This is a genomic window from Halohasta litorea (assembly GCF_024494645.1).
In the GTDB taxonomy this organism is placed as follows: domain Archaea; phylum Halobacteriota; class Halobacteria; order Halobacteriales; family Haloferacaceae; genus Halohasta; species Halohasta litorea.
Window position 1 is genome coordinate 276,538 of sequence record NZ_JANHDJ010000004.1, and the last position, 16,529, is coordinate 293,066.

The 16,529-nt window shown below is 64.4% G+C and carries 16 protein-coding genes; 11 read left to right on the top strand and 5 right to left on the bottom strand.

Annotation, left to right across the window (positions count from 1 at the left end):
• Window positions 1–51 precede the first annotated feature (51 nt).
• Both NO877_RS11755 and NO877_RS11760 read right to left on the bottom strand, forming a co-directional pair.
• A complete protein-coding gene (locus tag NO877_RS11755; RefSeq protein ID WP_256396533.1) occupies window positions 52–402 on the bottom strand; it encodes a hypothetical protein in 351 nt (116 codons plus the stop codon).
• A gap of 51 nt (window positions 403–453) precedes the next feature.
• The gene (locus NO877_RS11760) at window positions 454–1,551 is read right to left on the bottom strand and encodes a M20 family metallopeptidase (RefSeq protein WP_256396534.1); all 1,098 of its coding nucleotides are present in this window, start codon (window positions 1,549–1,551) and stop codon (window positions 454–456) included.
• A 208-nt stretch (window positions 1,552–1,759) separates the two neighbouring features.
• On the opposite strand from NO877_RS11760, the gene NO877_RS11765 reads away from it, so the two are divergent.
• The 4 genes from NO877_RS11765 (at window position 1,760) to citZ (ending at window position 7,113) form a co-directional block, all read left to right on the top strand.
• Window positions 1,760–2,902: a GNAT family N-acetyltransferase gene (locus NO877_RS11765; RefSeq protein WP_256396535.1), complete on the top strand. Its 1,143-nt coding sequence runs from the start codon at window positions 1,760–1,762 to the stop codon at window positions 2,900–2,902.
• A gap of 118 nt (window positions 2,903–3,020) precedes the next feature.
• Complete coding sequence (locus NO877_RS11770; protein ID WP_256396536.1) at window positions 3,021–3,914, top strand: TylF/MycF/NovP-related O-methyltransferase; 894 nt, start codon at window positions 3,021–3,023, stop codon at window positions 3,912–3,914.
• 39 nt (window positions 3,915–3,953) lie between these two features.
• Complete coding sequence (locus NO877_RS11775) at window positions 3,954–5,801, top strand: PINc/VapC family ATPase (RefSeq protein ID WP_256396537.1); 1,848 nt, start codon at window positions 3,954–3,956, stop codon at window positions 5,799–5,801.
• Between the two features lie 175 nt (window positions 5,802–5,976).
• Window positions 5,977–7,113: a citrate synthase gene (gene citZ, locus NO877_RS11780; RefSeq protein WP_256396538.1), complete on the top strand. Its 1,137-nt coding sequence runs from the start codon at window positions 5,977–5,979 to the stop codon at window positions 7,111–7,113.
• Window positions 7,114–7,158: 45 nt separating this feature from the next.
• Here citZ and NO877_RS11785 read toward each other — a convergent pair whose 3' ends face one another.
• Window positions 7,159–8,259 (bottom strand): aminopeptidase, encoded by a 1,101-nt coding sequence (locus tag NO877_RS11785; protein WP_256396539.1) that lies wholly within the window; start codon window positions 8,257–8,259, stop codon window positions 7,159–7,161.
• Window positions 8,260–8,363: 104 nt separating this feature from the next.
• Between NO877_RS11785 and NO877_RS11790 the strand changes: the two genes are divergently transcribed.
• Genes NO877_RS11790 through serS form a run of 3 tightly spaced genes read left to right on the top strand, consistent with a single transcriptional unit; the run spans window position 8,364 to window position 11,882 of the window.
• Window positions 8,364–9,074: a lipoyl protein ligase domain-containing protein gene (locus tag NO877_RS11790; RefSeq protein WP_256396540.1), complete on the top strand. Its 711-nt coding sequence runs from the start codon at window positions 8,364–8,366 to the stop codon at window positions 9,072–9,074.
• 39 nt (window positions 9,075–9,113) lie between these two features.
• On the top strand, window positions 9,114–10,442 hold the full coding sequence (locus NO877_RS11795; RefSeq protein WP_256396541.1) for a dihydroorotase: 1,329 nt from the start codon (window positions 9,114–9,116) through the stop codon (window positions 10,440–10,442).
• A gap of 60 nt (window positions 10,443–10,502) precedes the next feature.
• On the top strand, window positions 10,503–11,882 hold the full coding sequence (gene serS / locus NO877_RS11800) for a serine--tRNA ligase (RefSeq protein ID WP_256396542.1): 1,380 nt from the start codon (window positions 10,503–10,505) through the stop codon (window positions 11,880–11,882).
• Between the two features lie 70 nt (window positions 11,883–11,952).
• On the opposite strand, the gene NO877_RS11805 is transcribed toward serS, so the two are convergent.
• Together NO877_RS11805 and NO877_RS11810 are read right to left on the bottom strand one after the other, a co-directional pair.
• Entirely contained in the window at window positions 11,953–12,411 is a 459-nt protein-coding gene (locus NO877_RS11805; protein WP_256396543.1) for a DUF2243 domain-containing protein, read from the bottom strand.
• A 211-nt stretch (window positions 12,412–12,622) separates the two neighbouring features.
• Window positions 12,623–12,991 (bottom strand): Hsp20/alpha crystallin family protein, encoded by a 369-nt coding sequence (locus NO877_RS11810; protein ID WP_256396544.1) that lies wholly within the window; start codon window positions 12,989–12,991, stop codon window positions 12,623–12,625.
• 160 nt (window positions 12,992–13,151) lie between these two features.
• Here NO877_RS11810 and gap point away from each other — a divergent pair, with 160 nt between their 5' ends.
• The 4 genes from gap (at window position 13,152) to NO877_RS11830 (ending at window position 16,514) form a co-directional block, all read left to right on the top strand.
• Entirely contained in the window at window positions 13,152–14,207 is a 1,056-nt protein-coding gene (gene gap, locus NO877_RS11815; RefSeq protein ID WP_256396545.1) for a type I glyceraldehyde-3-phosphate dehydrogenase, read from the top strand.
• Window positions 14,208–14,273: 66 nt separating this feature from the next.
• Window positions 14,274–15,494 carry a phosphoglycerate kinase gene (locus tag NO877_RS11820; protein ID WP_256396546.1) on the top strand — a complete coding sequence of 407 codons (1,221 nt, stop codon included), beginning with the start codon at window positions 14,274–14,276 and terminating at the stop codon, window positions 15,492–15,494.
• A 70-nt stretch (window positions 15,495–15,564) separates the two neighbouring features.
• A complete protein-coding gene (locus NO877_RS11825) occupies window positions 15,565–15,960 on the top strand; it encodes a hypothetical protein (protein ID WP_256396547.1) in 396 nt (131 codons plus the stop codon).
• 50 nt (window positions 15,961–16,010) lie between these two features.
• Window positions 16,011–16,514 (top strand): metallophosphoesterase, encoded by a 504-nt coding sequence (locus NO877_RS11830; protein ID WP_256396548.1) that lies wholly within the window; start codon window positions 16,011–16,013, stop codon window positions 16,512–16,514.
• Window positions 16,515–16,529: the final 15 nt, after the last annotated feature.

Genomic DNA, 16,529 nt, shown 5'->3' on the forward strand with positions numbered 1-16,529 from the left:
GCCCGCGGACGTATCAACGTTGTTCGCATCCCGGGATCGATTGGGGGTGGCTCAGAGGGGCTGTTGCAGTCCCCACCAGAAGACCAAAAGCATGAGGAGAGCGAACACGGCGACGCCGCTGCCCAATATCGCGTAGATTCGCAAGAGTGCGATACTGCGCCGATACCTGCGTGGAAGCAGTTCGGAAACGCCCCACACACTCAGTACACTCCCAAAAAACACCAGCACCAACTGGGAAGCACCGCCAGCCGGAAGCGATGTCCCTCTGAGAAGGCCCCAGAGGACTGTGGGCATCCCACCTACGACGAACAGCCACGCGATCGCCTCCGGAATCACGTCGTCGAACAGGAGTGAGAGGAGCCGAGAGCGGAGTCGCGCGCCGATCGCTACAGCAGAGTCCATCAATAGTCGGTTATGTAGCGTATGATAAATATCTTTCACGTACGGCACCGTTCAGTTGTCCAGTGATTCGGCGACTGCCCGGTAGATCTCGTAACACCGGTCGACCACCTCCAGGGAGACGCGCTCGCTCGACGTATGCGCCTCGCCCGGTTCGGCCGCACCGACAACCACACAGTCGGTTCCGGCCGCCGCCAGCCACCCCGCGTCGGTGGCGTGGGGTTTGGCCACCTGCTGTGGATCGCCGGGCTGGGCATCGGCCGCCGCTTCGAGCACCCGGTCGGCGAAGGCGGGGTCACCACAGGCCATCGGCGGGAGGTCCTGATCGACCTCCCACTCGACGGCCTCGATCTCCTGGACCGCCGCGAGATCGACCCGCCCACCGGGGACGGTCCGCTCGTCGACGGTCACCGAACAGCTATCGGGAATCACGTTCCACGCCGACCCACCCTCGATCTCGGTGACAGCGACGCTGCCGCCCAGTTCGGTCCCCAGCACGGTCGCGTCGGGAGCGTCCAGCGACCGGACGATGTCGACCGCGTCACTCGCCCGATAGATGGCGTTTTCGGCGTCGTCGGGGCGGCTGGCGTGACCCGCCGTCCCCGTGGTGTGGATCGTACTCCCGCGTCGACCCTTGTGGGCGACCGCGATGTCGGTCACACCGGGTGCGGAGTAACCGGTCGACCCCTCGGTGACCACTGCCCACGTCGGCGCAAACCCCTCATCGATGGCTGCCTGTGCGCCGATCCCGCCCTGTTCCTCGCCAACGAAACTCGCAAAGACGAGGTCGACGCTCGGCTCTGCGTCCCGAAAGGCGACCATCGCCGCGGCGAGTGCACCCTTCATATCGGCGGTGCCCCGGCCGTGGAGGCGGCCGTCGCGTTCGTCGACGACATACTCGCCATCGGCGTCGACCTGCTCGTCGGCCGGTGGGACCACGTCGTGGTGGCCGACCAGCGCGAGCGAGTCGTCGGTCGACCCGTCTGTGGGTGTTCGTCTGGCGATGACGTTGCCCGCCTCGTCGCGGCGGACGGCGGCGTCGGTTTCGGCCCGGAGCCAGCGTTCGATCCGATCACCGGCCGCGGTTTCGTCGTCGTGGCTCGGAATCGAGACCAGCGTTTCGGCGAGGTCACGAACAGCGTGGTGGCTCATACTGACCCATTCACACCCGAGGCCAAAAGTCTCGGCCGATGTTCTGTTCGGTCGTGTCAGCCGACCGGGCTCTCGGTCGAAGCGGGGAGAGTAAGCCAACCGAACCCACCACGGTCGGCGACAGGTCGATCGCCACACAGGAGATCCGTCGGCTTACGACGGGAGTACCCCGAATATAACAAACCGCGTTCCTGCCGTCGGGTTGGCCGTGTCGACTGACTCACACTCCGGAGCGGCGGCCGCGGGTCGCTACACCATCAGAGCCTTCGAGCAGGCGGATATAGAGGGGTTTCTCCGGCTCGATCGGCTGGTCTGGGACCGAACGCGGAGCCCGGAGTGGTTTCGCTGGAAGTACGTCGACAACCCTGTCGCCGATCACACGCCGATAATCGTCGCCGAGCACGACGGCGAGATCGTCGGCGTTCGACCGTTTCTCGCGTTCGAACTCCGTCTCGGCGGGGAGACGGTGACAGCCTACCAGCCAGCCGATACGATGGTGCATCCCGACCACCGACGGGAGGGAATCTTCCACCGGATGACCACCCACGCGCTGTCGGCCTACCGGGACGGCGAGCCCGCGTTGTTCTTCAATTTCCCCAACGAGTATGCCAGGCCGGGGTACCTCGATCTCGGCTGGCGGGCAGTCGCCCCCGAACGGACCTACTACCGCGTCGAGACACCGGCTGCGATCCCGACGGGAAGCGAGGTCCCACAGGTGGCCTTCGGCGCGCTCCGGCTGTTTTTAAAGGGGTATTACGCCGCCCGGCGTGAGTTGTCGAAGGGTTCGGAGGGACTGACCGTCCAGGAGACCGAAGGAGTGCCCCTCGACCGGCTGGCGAGGCTCCACGATCGGCGTCGACCGCCGACAATCCATGCGAATCGAACCGAGGAGTTCCTCGACTGGCGGCTGTCGAGTCCGGTCTGGGAGCGTCGAAGCTACGTTGTCGAGCCGACAGAGGGCGCGGACGAGCCGATCGCGGCGCTGGTGGCCCGCAGCCGGACCACGAGTTCGGGGTTTCGGCTGACGCAGGTAGTCGACGTCGCCCCGCTGTGTGGCGGCACGCGGTGGCAGGGGGCTCTCCAGCGTGGTCTCCGGGCGGTGGTGTCGAGCCATCCGTCGACCGATCTGTTCGCCGTCAGCGACGGCGCGATTCCTCACCGGGTGCTGACGGCGGTCGGCTTCCTGCCGGACGATTCGCTGCCGCTCTCCCGGTTTCGGAGCTACGATTCGATGCTCGTCACCCGGCCGAACGGCGACCCCGAGACGGAGGCGGCCTGGCAGGTCGGCGGGCGGGCGATCGACGATCCAGACAACTGGTGTGTGACGTTCGTCGAGCGAGATACGACCTGACGGCTCCGTCGTGGATCGGTGACTGACCCGCCACCCGAACGGTGTATGTCGGTCTTACGCCGACTGTTTCGGCCACAGGACCACTATTACAAACCCGGCGGCGGGGGCACTCGGGTGTATGCACCACCTCGGACACCACCTCCTGGAGAGCGCCGCCAGAGGCTACCGGCTCGGGCTCCTCGCGTTGAGTCTGCCGATCATTCTCGGCGAGTTCTTCCATCCCGAGACGGGCGCGGAGTACGACGTCGAGACACCGACCAAACTGCGGGTCGTCGCCCGGATGGCCCGGAACAACCTCGCGATTCCGACCGGCTCGTCGTTCGTCGAGCATCTCGTCGTTGCCACGAAGGCGCTGACCGTGCCCGCCGAAAGGGAGGGGGTGCTCGTCGAGTGCGGCGCATATAAGGGTGGAAGCACGGCGAACCTCTCGGTCGTCGCCGATCTCTGTGGCCGGGGGCTGGTCGTCTTCGACTCCTTCGAGGGGATGCCCGAGCCGGAGGCCGCCGACCGCCAGCACGTCCTGTTGGCCTCCGATCAGGTCCACACCTACGAGACAGGTTCGTGGGACGCCTCACAGTCGACCGTCGAGGCCAACGTCGACCGCTACGGGGTGCTGTCGGCCTGTCGGTTCGAGGCGGGCCGCTTCGAGGAGACGATGCCCGCGTTCGACGAGCCGGTCGTCTGTGCGTTTCTCGATGTGGGGCTTCGCTCCTCGGCCGAAACGGCGGTGGGGGAGCTGTGGCCGCTGTTGGCCGACGGCTCGTATCTGTTCACTCACGAGGCCAAACACATGGAGATCGCCACGCTGTTTTTCGAAGGCGAGTGGTGGGCCGACCGGCTCGGGACGACCCCGCCGGGGCTCGTCGGGGCCGGAAGCGGGCTGGGACTCCATCCGAGCGACAACGGCTTTTCGAGCCTGTTGGCCTATACGATCAAAAACCCCGACCGCGAGACGTTCCGCGACGTCGACGACGACGGCCGCGAGAACGTGGTCGGTCCCCGCCGGGGGTAACCACATCAGCCTTATGAACGGCCCCCGACTACAGGGGGTATGAAACTAGTGCCGGACACGAGCGCGGTCATCGATGGTCGCGTGTCCGAGCGAATTGCTGATGGCAGTTACAAGGAGGCCACCGTGTTGGTCCCGGAGGCTGTCGTCGGCGAACTCGAATCGCAGGCGAACGCGGGCTACGACAGCGGCTGGAACGGCCTCGAAGAGCTCCAGGAGCTCACCGGCCTTGCTGACGAGGGCGAAATCGAACTCGAATACGTGGGTCGACGCGCCAGTGGGAGCGAACAGGCCGGAGCCAGCGAGGGCGACGTCGACGCGATCATCCGCGATGTCGCCGAGGACCACGAGGCCACCCTGCTGTCGAGCGATATCGTCCAGTCGGAAGTGGCGAAAGCAAAGGGTCTCGCCGTCGAGTACGTCGAACCCGAAGTCCAGAGTGACCAGGACCTGCCGATCGCCCAGTTCTTCGACGACGAGACGATGAGCGTCCACCTCAAGACCGACACCCGCCCGAAGGCCAAACGCGGCGCGCTCGACGGGATGAGCTACAAGACGATCGACGAGACGGTCACTTCCGACGAGCAGATGGACGAGTGGGCCGACGAGATCGAGTCGCTGGCCCGGACCAGCCGCGAGGGGTTCGTCGAACTGAGCGAGCCGGGGATGACGATCGTCCAGTACCAAGATTACCGGATTGCGGTCGCCCGGCCACCCTTTGCCGACGGGATCGAAATCACCGCGGTTCGACCGATCGTCAAAACCAGTCTCGACGACTACGAGTTCGCCGACGACCTCCGGGAGCGGCTACTCGAACGCCAGCGCGGCGTCCTGATTTCGGGGGCTCCAGGAGCCGGGAAATCGACGTTCGCTCAGGCGGTCGCGGAGTTCCTCAACAACAACGACTACGCGGTCAAGACGATGGAGAAACCCCGGGACCTCCAGGTCGGCCCGGAGATCACCCAGTACACCGCCCTCGGCGGCGATATGGCCAACACCGCCGACTCGCTGCTGTTGGTCCGACCGGATTACACGATCTACGACGAAGTCAGGAAAACCGAGGACTTCAGCGTGTTTGCGGATATGCGCCTGGCGGGCGTCGGCATGGTCGGCGTCGTCCACGCGACACGTGCGATCGACGCCCTCCAGCGGCTCGTCGGTCGCGTCGAACTGGGGATGATCCCGCAGGTCGTCGACACTGTCGTCTACATCGAGGCTGGCGAGGTCCACACCGTCTACGATGTGACTACCGAGGTCAAAGTGCCCGAAGGCCTCACCGCCGAGGACCTCGCCCGGCCCGTCATTCAGATTTCGGACTTCGAGACCGGGACGCCCGCCTACGAGATATACACGTTCAACCGGCAGGTCGTCACCGTGCCGCTGGATGACGCCGAGTCCAGCGATACCGGCGTCGACCGGATCGCCAAACAGGAGATCGAACGCGAGATCCGCTCCGTTGCGCGGGGGCACGTGGCGGTCGAACTCACGGGCCAAAACAACGCGATCGTCTACGTCGAAGAGCGGGACATCTCGTATGTGATCGGCAAGGGCGGCGGCCGAATCACCGATATCGAGGACCGCCTCGGTATCGATATCGACGTGCGGACCCTCGACGAACGACCCGGCTCAGCGGATACCGGCGGTTCGTCGGGCGAGGAACTCCAGCCCGCGGGCGAGGTCGTCCAACCGGAGATCACCGCCCGCCACGTCGTGATCCGGCTCGACGAACACGTCGGCGAGACCGTCGAAGTCCAGGCCGATGGAGAATACCTCTTCACCGCAACCGTCGGTCGGGGCGGCGATATCCAGATCTCTCGGGGGTCGGCCATCGCCGAGGAGCTCGAAGACGCCATCGACAGAAAACAACAGATCACTGTCGTAACGGCCTGAGTCGGATCTCCAGTCCCTCGTGCCGTCGAGCACAGATGGCTTACCATCGGTCAGCGACACCCTCCTCAGCACGGAAGACGTACAGTTTTCGAATGAAGAACTCCAATTGTGTTGAAACGTACCCGTAGCTTCCTAAACGATAACGCTTTTTTGAGGCAAACAGAAATGTCGAGGTATGTCTACTGAGCTGAAGCGTGGGCTTGAGGGTGTGGTGGTCACCGAGTCCGGCCTGAGTTATATCGACGGCGACGCTGGACGACTGATCTACCGCGGCTACGCCATCGAGGAGCTCGCCCGCCAGGCCAGCTACGAGGAGACGCTGTATCTGCTCTGGCACGGCGAACTCCCCGACAGCGAGCAGTTGTCGGCCTTTAGCGAGGAAATGGCCGCCGCCCGCGAGCTCAGCGACGGCGTCGTAGAGATCATTCGCAACCTCGCCGACGCCGACGAGGAGCCGATGGCCGCCATCCGGACGATCACCTCCGCGCTGGCGGCCTACGACCCCGATGCCGACGCGGATGTCTCGGATGCCGCAGCCAACGACCGCAAGGCCCGACGCATCACCGCCAAAATGCCGACCGCGCTGGCGGCGTTCAACCGGCTGCGGAACGGCAACGAGCCGGTCGCCCCACGCGAGGATCTCGGCCACGCCGCGAACTTCCTGTATATGCTCAACGGCGAGGCACCCGATGACGTGCTCGCCGAAACGTTTGATATGGCGCTGGTGTTGCACGCCGACCACGGGCTCAACGCCTCGACGTTCTCGGCGATGGTCACCGCCTCGACGCTCGCGGATCTCCACAGCGCGGTCACCTCGGCGATCGGCACGCTCTCCGGGAGCCTCCACGGCGGCGCGAACGCCAACGTGATGAAGATGCTCCAGGAGATCGATGACTCCGGCAAGGAGCCCGTCGACTGGGTCGTCGACGCCCTCGACCGTGGCGAGCGCGTCGCCGGGTTCGGTCATCGTGTCTACAACGTCAAGGACCCGCGGGCGAAGATTCTCGGCGAGAAAAGCGAAGCCCTCGGCGAGGCCGCGGGCGACACCAAATGGTACGAGATGTCGGTCGCTATCGAGGAGTATATCGCCGAGGAGAAGGGCCTCGCACCGAACGTCGACTTCTACTCGGCGACGACCTACTACCAGATGGGCATCCCGATCGATCTCTTCACCCCGATCTTCGCGGTCTCCCGTGTCGGCGGCTGGATTGCCCACGTTCTCGAACAGTGGGAGGACAACCGCCTGATCCGACCACGAGCCCAGTACACCGGCCCGAAAGACGCCGACTTCGTCCCGGTCGACGAGCGGTAAGCAACTGATTACGCGGTCGGTAGCCCACTACTATTTATATATTATTTATATCCCCCCGAAGCTGTCTTCCCATTTGAAACTCCCATCGCGCTGGATCACTTCGCCGTCGACCGACAGCGTTGATTCGGTGCTCATATCGGTGATCAGGTCGGTGTGGACCGCCGACTGATTGCCGGTCTCACCCTCAGGCAAACAGGCGTCGTAGGCTCTGCCGACCGCGAGGTGGACCGTCTCGCCCATCTTCTCGTCGAACAGGATGTTGTCAGTCACGCGGTCGATACCGCGGTTCATCCCGATCCCGAGTTCGCCGAGCCGTCTGGCTCCCGCGTCGGTTTCGATGATCTCTTTTAAAACGCTCTCGCCCTGTGCGGCCGCGTAGTCGACGACTTCGCCGTCCTCGAAGGTCAGTCGGACATCCTGGAGCCGGGTCGCGTCGACCGTCATTGGCACGTCGAAGACGACCGTTCCCTCCGCATCAGCAGGGGCGGTAAACACCTCGCCAGAGGGGAGGTTGTGGGAGTCGTAGTCGACCGACGCCGCACTGTTGACCGCGGTTCGACCGTCGATCGAGAGCCAGAGATCCGTCTCGGCCTTTTCAATGTGAACCTCGCTGCCCTCGTCGAGAATCGTTTTTAGCTGGGCCATCTCGGCGGCCAGCGACTCCCAGTCCCGCAGGATGGCATCGTAGACAAAGTCCTGATACTGCTCGTAGGCCATCCCGGCCTGTTGGGCCAGCGATCGGGTCGGGTGGACCGTCGAGACCCAGTCGGTGTCCATCCGGGCCTCACGGATTCCGGTGCGGGCACGCCGGTAGGCCTGCCGGGTCTCGCTGGGCACGTCGGCGGTCGCGGTCGTGTTGCGACCGCCGCCGAGTCGGAGATAGACATCAGCGTTCTCGACGAGCGCCAGTTCGTGGGCCGGGTCGGCGTCGAACTCGCTGTCGTGGCCGCGGAGGTAGGCTCGGGTGAGTTCATCGGAATCGTAGGTCGCCACGAGGTTCGCGCCGCGCTCGCCGAGGGCTTCGGCGACCGCCACCGCGAGGTCGTGGGCTCCTTCGGCGACGCTGAGGACGACGGTATCGCCAGCAGCAACACGGGCACTCCAGTCGACGAGGATCTCGGCGTGTTCGTGTACGCGTGGGTCCATACCGGAAGCAGAGAGGCCCGCGGTCTTAAACGTCGGCTGGACTGGGGGCGACAGTAGCATCCAGGGAGCGCAACCGCTTAGCCCTCCTGGAGCCAGCCGTCTGTATGGTGTGCGTGTATCGCGGACGGGCCGACGATCCGGCAGCCGATCGGGCGGCAACTGCGGCGTTGCTCGACCGGACCGCCGAAACGGGGATACCCGGGGTCCGGGTCTGGCAACCACACCGCCAGGTCGCCTTCGGGCGGCGCGACAGCCACGCCGCGGGGTACGAGGCTGCCAGAACAGCCGCCGAGAAGCGCGGCTACCACCCCCGCGAGCGGCGTGTCGGCGGCCGTGCGGTCGCCTACACCGGCCGGACGCTGGCGATCGCCCACACGGTTCCGATCGACGACATCCGACGCGGGATGTGTGACCGGTACGGCGAGGCCAGCAGGCTGCTCGTCGGCGTGCTCTCGGAGCTCGGAGCCGACGTGACGCGGGGCGAGCCGGAGGACGCCTACTGTCCAGGAAGCCACTCAATAAGTGGCGTCGACGGGGGCGAGTCGAGCGGGAAACTCGCAGGCGTCGCCCAGCGCGTCCAGTCGGGGGCGGCGCTGGTCGCAGCGTGTCTCACCGTCGCAGAAGCCGACGTTGCGGCTCTCCAGTCGGTATTAGACCCCGTCTACCGTGCCCTCGACGTCCCGTTCGATCCGGCGACCGTCGGCAGCGTGGCGACCGCCGGTGGACCGGACGATCCGGCGGTCGTCCGACAGGCAGTCGAAGACACACTGGTCGACGGCCGCGAACGGACCATCCGTACAGTCGGCGATGACTAATCCACGAGACTTAGGAGCCTGCCCTGCCCATGGCAGGCTATGCTGATCACTAACGCCGACCTCGCTGATGGCCGGACCGTCGATGTCCGGATCTCGGGCGAGCGGATCGAGACGGTCGACGACGGCCTCGACCCCGACCCCGATGAGACGGTGATCGACGCCACCGACAAACTCCTGTTGCCGGGAGCGATCGACGCCCATGTTCATTTCCGGGAGCCAGGGTACTCGCACAAGGAGACGTGGGACACCGCAACCAAGAGCGCCGCCGCGGGTGGGGTAACGACCGTCGTCGATATGCCGAACACCGATCCGCCGACGACCAGTGGGGCGAACTTCGACGCCAAAGCCGACTACGCCGAGGCCGCACGCGTCAACTACGGGATCAACGGCGGCGTCACCGGCGACTGGGACCCCGACTCCCTTTTCGACCAGCCGCTCTGTGCGCTCGGTGAGGTCTTTCTGGCGGATTCGACCGGCGATATGGGGGTCGCGCTGGATCTGTTTCACGATGCGGTCGGCCGGGCTGCCGACAACGATGTGACGGTAACGGTCCACGCCGAAGACGAAACGCTGTTCGACGAGTCGACCCGCGAGGCCGACGCCGGTGGGGTGGGTCGGGAGGCCAACGCCGAGTTATGGAGCGCCTACCGCAGCGCCGACGCCGAATCGGCGATGATCGAACAGGCCACCGAAGTCGGACGGGAGACCGGCGCGGCGATCCACATTGCCCACACCTCCACGCCCGAAGGAATCGACGCCGCCGTTGCGGGCGGGGCGACCTGCGAGGTCTGTCCCCACCATCTGTATCTCTCGACTGATGACCTCGACGAACTCGGAACATACGGCCGGATGAATCCACCATTGCGGAGCGAAGAGCGCCGCAGGAAGGTCTTCGAGCGTGTCGCCGACGGGACGGTCGACATCGTCGCCACCGACCACGCGCCCCATACCCGCGAGGAGAAGGAGGCGGGGCTCTGGGAGGCCCCGAGCGGCGTACCGGGCGTCGAGACGATGCTGCCGCTGTTGCTCGAATCGGCCCGACAGGGCGAGCTAGGCTACGAGCGGGTTCGTGATCTCGTCTCGCGGAACCCCGCCGAGGTCTTCGACCTCGACTCGAAGGGTCGGATCGAATCGGGATACGACGCCGACCTCACGCTCGTCGACCCGGAAGACCCCCGCGAGATCCGCGGCGAGGACACCCACACGAAGTGTGACTGGACACCCTTCGAGGGTCGGCTCGGCGTCTTCCCCGAACTCACAATGGTTCGCGGCGAGGTCGTCTACGACCGAACGCCGGGCAGTAGCGACGGCCGAAGCGACGACAGCGAGGGGTTCGGTGATGTCGACGGGCAGAACGTCCGGTGCTGAGGCCGCGCCGCCGACGCAGACCCGACACGGTTTTCTGACAGCCCGGGGAACCCCCTTCCAATGCTGAGTAGACAGTTCGTCCGCGAGAACCCCGACGCCGTCCGTGCCGCCCTGGAGACGAAGGGCGTCGACGTGGATCTCGACCGGATCCTGGAGATCGACGAGGAGTGGCGTGCGCTCAAAAGCGAGGGCGACGACCTCCGCCACGAGCGCAACGAGGTATCGAGCACGATTGGCCAGCTCAAACAGGAGGGCGACGAGGAAGCCGCCCAAGAGGCCATCGAGCGATCGAGCGAACTCAAAACGGAACTCCAGGAGATCGAATCCCGAGCCGACGAGCTGGAGGCCGAACTCGAAGCCGCCCTGCTGACGCTGCCACAGCTGCCCGACGACTCGGTGCCGGTCGGCGCGGACGAATCCGAGAACGTCGAGCGCCGACGCGAGGGGTTCGACGACCGCCGTGAGCTGCCCGACGAGGTGACGCCACACTACGATCTGGGCGAGAAGCTCGAAATCCTGGATTTCGACCGCGGCGCGAAAGTCTCCGGCGGCGGCTTCTACTTCGCCAAGGGCGACGGCGCGCGACTCGAACACGCCCTGATTCAGTTCATGCTGGATGTCCACCGCGAGCAGGAGTACGTCGACGTCTTCCCGCCGATCCCGGTCAACAGCGCCTCGATGCGCGGTACCGGCCAGTTCCCCAAGTTCACCGAGGACGCCTACCGGCTCGAAGGCGACAACGAGGAACCGTACGCGGACGACGACCTGTGGCTGCTGCCGACCGCCGAGGTTCCCGTCACCAACCTCCACCGCGACGAAATTCTACTCGACGACGATCTCCCCTTGAAGTATCAGGCCTACTCGCCGAACTTCCGCCAGGAGGCGGGCGAACACGGCACCGAGACGCGGGGGATCGTCCGGGTCCACCAGTTCAACAAAGTCGAGTTGGTCAACTTCGTCCGGCCCGAGGCAAGCGACAACCGTTTCGAAGGACTCGTGGGCGAGGCCGAATCGGTGCTCGACCGGCTGGGGCTTCCGTATCGTATCCTGGAGATGTGTACCGGCGATCTCGGCTTCACGCAGGCCAAAAAGTACGACATCGAGGTCTGGGCACCCGGCGACGATATGGACGACGGCCCAGAGGAGGGCGGCCGCTGGCTGGAGGTCTCGTCGGTCTCGAACTTCCGGGACTTCCAGGCCCGGCGTGCGGGCATTCAGTACCGGCCCGAACAGCACGAATCCGCCGAGTACGTCCACACGCTCAACGGCTCGGGCGTCGCCGTCCCGCGGGTGATGGTCGCCATTCTCGAATACTACCAGAACGACGACGGCACCGTGACGGTGCCCGAGGCGCTCCGTCCCTACATGGGTGGACAGGAACTGATCGAAGGTCACGCTGCGGTCGGCGAAAGCGCGGTCGGCGACGGGCCGAACGAGTAGTAGCCGCTGGCTACTGGCAGGTAGTCGACGCCTTCTCGACGGGCCGGTCGCTGCTGTGTCTGAAGACGGTTCAGCGTCCACGCTGAAGCAGTACTCCTCCAGCGACGAGCAAGACGAGACTGACCAGAACCCACGGTGGGTTCCAGATCGTCGTCCCGTGGACGGCGTCGTGGATCCCGAGGACGTAGTGGTCGACGATTCCGTCGTAGGTATTGAACACGCCCATCCCGATCAGTACCGAGCCGACGACTGCAGCCGTCGACAACCGGTAACTGCTGTGGTTCGTGGCCCACCAGATGACGCTGGCTCCGAGACCCATTACCCCGAGCATCGCCAGCGAAAACAGCCCGTCGTAGTAGACGTTCCGCTGGAGGCCATCGAGCGTCCCCGGATCGTAGATGTTCGAGAGTAGATGGTGTGTCTGGAGGATCTGGTGAAAGACGATCACGTCGAGAACGGCGGACAAACCAATGCCGAGGACGCCACCTCCGACGAGCGCGAGTCGACTCCGGGTTGTTGATGCAACCATCGGTTCCGTGTCGGCTGGCTGGCAGCAAACAGTCACTGGCGAATTTGCCCTACGGTAGTTGCCGAATACACTCACGGAGAGTAGATACCTCAGTTTAATTAAATTTAATTAGGTATAATTACTGTGGAGTGTCCGTCAGCGTGGCTGTGTCGAACGATGTGGCGACGAAAACAGTCCGGAAACGAATAGAGTCGACCTGCCCGTCTTCGAGTTATTCGACGTCGATGGCGGCGGTGTCGTCGGCCCGATCGAAGGTGACGTTCAGGACCCCGTTGTTGAACGTCGCTTCGGCGGAATGTTCGTCGACACCGACAGGCAGGCGCACGCGCTCGTCATATTCACGTCGGTCGCTGGCGGCGCTGATGGTGAGCGTCTTGCCATCACACTGGAGGCTGAGTTCGTCCTTGTTGATTCCTGGAAGGTCCGCGACGAGCCGGACGATGTCGTCTTCCTCGTAGACGTCGATATGAGTCTCGCTGCCGAAGCCCGCATCGTCCATCCCGCCAGTCATCCCCTGCATCATGCGTTCGATCTCGTCGAAGATATCGCCGAATGGGTCCTCGCGGTCGTCTCGTCTCATACCCCGGCGTATGTGTGGATCGCTCAAAAGGTTTCTGTCCAGGGGGTCGAGCTACGGCGAGCGCGATCACAGTTACAGTCCGGTCTAACCTTCTGTATGTGGTGTTTATCCTCGATTCGTTTCGGCCTATTTTAAGTAGTTGTAGTACACTCATTCAGTCATGAGTAAATCCTATCTGGATGCTGGCGAGGAGGTCGACGAAGCGGACGTAGTTCGTATCGGACTCAACGGATTCGGCCGAATCGGTCGCAGCGTGTTCCGCGCGGTCATGGAGAACCCGCGGCTCGAACTCGCAGGCATCAACGACGTGATGGACTTCGAGGACATGGAGTACCTCGGCAAGTACGACACCATCATGGGCCGACTCGACGGCCTCGAACTCGAAGACGACGAGCTTTCGATCGGCGGTACTTCGGTCTCGCTCTACAACATTCAGAGCCCCAGCGAGCTGCCGTGGGGCGACCTCGACGTAGACGTCGCCTTCGAGTGTACCGGCATTTTCCGGACGAAAGACGACGCCAGTCAGCACCTCGACGCCGGTGCGGACAAGGTCGTCATCTCCGCGCCGCCGAAAGGCGACAAGCCGGTCAAAACGCTGGTCTACGGCGTCAACGAAGACGAGTACGACGGCGAGGACGTCGTCTCGAACGCTTCCTGTACGACCAACAGCGTCACGCCGGTCGCCCACGTGCTCGACGAGGAGTTCGGCATCAACACGGCGACGCTGACGACGATCCACGCCTACACGGGCAGCCAGACGCTGATCGACGCCCCGAAGGGTAAGACCCGTCGTGGCCGCGCAGCCGCCGAGAACATCGTCCCGACCTCGACGGGTGCCGCACAGGCCACCACCGAGATCCTGCCACAGCTCAAAGGCAAGATGGACGGGATGGCAGTCCGCGTCCCGATCCCGAACGGCTCGATCACCGAGCTGGTCGTCGACCTCGAAGCCGACGTCACCGAAGAGGACGTCAACGACGCCTTCCGTGATGCCGCCGACAGCGGCCCACTCGCAGGCGTGCTGGGCTACACCGACGACGAGATCGTCTCCTCGGACATCGTCGGCCTGCCGTTCTCGTCGTACGCCGACCTCAGCTCCACGAACGTCATCGGCGGCGAGGGCGGCCTCGTGAAGATCCTGACGTGGTACGACAACGAGTACGGCTTCTCGAACCGGATGCTCGACGTCGCCGAGTACATCACCAACGAAGCCTAACTCGCCAGTCGGTCCCCGCAGTCGGTGCAGCGTCTTTTAAACCCCGCAACAGCCGTCTACAAACTCATGACATCTTTCAACACGATCGACGACCTCGATGCCGAACAGCGCGTCCTCGTCCGCCTCGACCTCAACTCCCCGGTCGACGACGGCGAGGTCCAGGACAACCGCCGCTTCAGCCGCCACGCCGAGACAGTCAAAGAACTCGCCGAGGCGGGCCACCGCGTCGTGCTGATGGCTCACCAGGGCCGACCCGGCAACGACACCTTCGTCTCGCTTGACCAACACGCCGAGATCATGGCCGACCACATCGGTCGTGACGTGCAGTTCGTCGACGACATCTATGGCGATGACGCCATCGCGGCCATCGAATCCCTGGAGGCTGGCGACGTGCTCCTGCTCGAAAACACCCGGATGAGCGACGACGAACTTCCCGAGGAAGACCCGGAAGTCAAGGCCGAAACCGAGTTCGTCCGGACGCTCGCGCCGCACTTCGACGCCTACATCAACGACGCCTACTCGGCGGCCCACCGGAAACACGCCTCCCTCGTGGGGTTCCCGCTCGTCCTGCCTGCCTTCGCGGGTCGGGTGATGGAAACCGAGTACGAGGCCAACACCGCCATCGCCAACCGCGAGTTCGACGGGCAGGTCACGATGGTCGTCGGCGGCACCAAAGCCACCGACGTGATCGGCGTGATGAACACGCTGGGCGACAAGATCGACACCTTCTGTATGGGCGGGATCGCCAGCCACCTGTTCCTCCGGGCGGCGGGCTACGATGTCGGCTACGACCGCCACGAGAACCTCGACCTGTACGACACCCAGTGGGAGAACAACGAGGAGATTATCCGCGAGCTCTACGAGGAGCGCCGCGACCAGATCAAACTTCCCGAGGGATTGGCCTACGAGGATGACGACGGCGAGCGCGCCGAGCACGACAACGAGGAACTCGACGCCGCGAACTACGATTACATGGACATCTCCGAGGAGACGGTCGACAAATACGACCCGATCATTCGGGATTCGGATGCCGTCTTCCTGAAGGGAGCCCTCGGCGTCTTCGAGGACGAGAAGTTCTCGGCGGGGACGGTCGGCGCAGTGAAAGCGATCGCCGAGACCGACTGCTTCTCGGTGGTCGGCGGCGGCGACACCTCCCGATCGATCGAGATGTACGGGATGGACGAAGACGACTTCGACCACGTCTCGATCGCTGGCGGCGCGTACATCCGCGCGCTGACCGGCGACGATCTGCCGGGCGTCGAACTGCTGATCGAGGCCGCCGAGTAGTCGGCTCGACGACGTTGGGCGCCGACTATAGATGACACAGTTTTTTGTTCAGTAGAATGACTGGTTGCGTATGGCTCCCCGTGACTTCGAGCCGTACTTTCCGAACCGCCCGCCGACGTGGGTCGAGGTGATCGGCAGCGTTGCGACTACGGGGCTCCTGCTCCCGAATTTGGTCGCCGAGGTCGACTCGTTCATGATCGCTGCCGCCGGATTCATTCTATTTCTGCTCGCGCTCCCGTTCGAAGTTGTCGAGGACTGCTTTCACCGTATTGGGATGAGCGGCCGTGGGTTGCTCGTCTTGGGCGTCTTCATTGGGGTCCAACTGATCGCGGAACTGGCTCCGCAGTTGACTCCGATTCTCATTGATGCCAGCACTGGCGGTCTGCTGGCGACGCTCCTGTATTTCACCGCCTTCCTCGCCAAAGAGCGGACGGTTTCGGGCTGGAGGGTGACGCCGGACGAGTGAGCCGCCCGCGAACGGATCAATTTCTTAGGCCTTGCCCACGACCACCCAGTATGAAACTCGGCATCGTCTCCGATACCCACGACAACCTCGACTACGTCGACCAAGCCGTCTGGCTGTTCGAATCCGAAGGCGTAGAGCGCGTCATCCACTGCGGCGACATCGTCGCCCCGTTTTCGGCGACCCCCTTCGACAGCGACACCTTCGAGTTCTACGCCGTCCGCGGCAACAACGACGGCGAGTGGGCCCTCGCCAACACGGTCGAAGAGTTCGGCACCTATCTCGGCGAGTGTGGGCGGCTCACGGTCGACGGCGTCTCCATCGCGGTCTACCACGGCACCAACAAACTGCTCCGGGAGGCGCTGGTCGACTCCGGCGAGTACGACTACGTGATTCATGGCCACACCCACGAACGCGCCCTCGAAGCCCGCGATGGCACCGTGCGCGTCAATCCGGGCGGGCTGCCGATCCCCGGCTCCGACGATGCCTTTCACGTCGCCACGCTCGACACCGAGGGTTCGGGATCCGAGGCGATCACACACCACCAGTTGAAGTAGGAGCCGGTCGACTGG

Coding starts and splice junctions, on each gene's coding strand:
- NO877_RS11795 (WP_256396541.1), top strand. CDS start 9,114: ATGCTGATCACTAACGCCGACCTCGCTGATGGCCGGACCGTCGATGTC.
- NO877_RS11775 (WP_256396537.1), top strand. CDS start 3,954: ATGAAACTAGTGCCGGACACGAGCGCGGTCATCGATGGTCGCGTGTCC.
- NO877_RS11790 (WP_256396540.1), top strand. CDS start 8,364: ATGGTGTGCGTGTATCGCGGACGGGCCGACGATCCGGCAGCCGATCGG.
- serS (WP_256396542.1), top strand. CDS start 10,503: ATGCTGAGTAGACAGTTCGTCCGCGAGAACCCCGACGCCGTCCGTGCC.
- NO877_RS11820 (WP_256396546.1), top strand. CDS start 14,274: ATGACATCTTTCAACACGATCGACGACCTCGATGCCGAACAGCGCGTC.
- NO877_RS11785 (WP_256396539.1), bottom strand. CDS start 8,259: ATGGACCCACGCGTACACGAACACGCCGAGATCCTCGTCGACTGGAGT.
- NO877_RS11770 (WP_256396536.1), top strand. CDS start 3,021: ATGCACCACCTCGGACACCACCTCCTGGAGAGCGCCGCCAGAGGCTAC.
- citZ (WP_256396538.1), top strand. CDS start 5,977: ATGTCTACTGAGCTGAAGCGTGGGCTTGAGGGTGTGGTGGTCACCGAG.
- NO877_RS11830 (WP_256396548.1), top strand. CDS start 16,011: ATGAAACTCGGCATCGTCTCCGATACCCACGACAACCTCGACTACGTC.
- NO877_RS11760 (WP_256396534.1), bottom strand. CDS start 1,551: ATGAGCCACCACGCTGTTCGTGACCTCGCCGAAACGCTGGTCTCGATT.
- gap (WP_256396545.1), top strand. CDS start 13,152: ATGAGTAAATCCTATCTGGATGCTGGCGAGGAGGTCGACGAAGCGGAC.
- NO877_RS11810 (WP_256396544.1), bottom strand. CDS start 12,991: ATGAGACGAGACGACCGCGAGGACCCATTCGGCGATATCTTCGACGAG.
- NO877_RS11805 (WP_256396543.1), bottom strand. CDS start 12,411: ATGGTTGCATCAACAACCCGGAGTCGACTCGCGCTCGTCGGAGGTGGC.
- NO877_RS11755 (WP_256396533.1), bottom strand. CDS start 402: ATGGACTCTGCTGTAGCGATCGGCGCGCGACTCCGCTCTCGGCTCCTC.
- NO877_RS11825 (WP_256396547.1), top strand. CDS start 15,565: ATGGCTCCCCGTGACTTCGAGCCGTACTTTCCGAACCGCCCGCCGACG.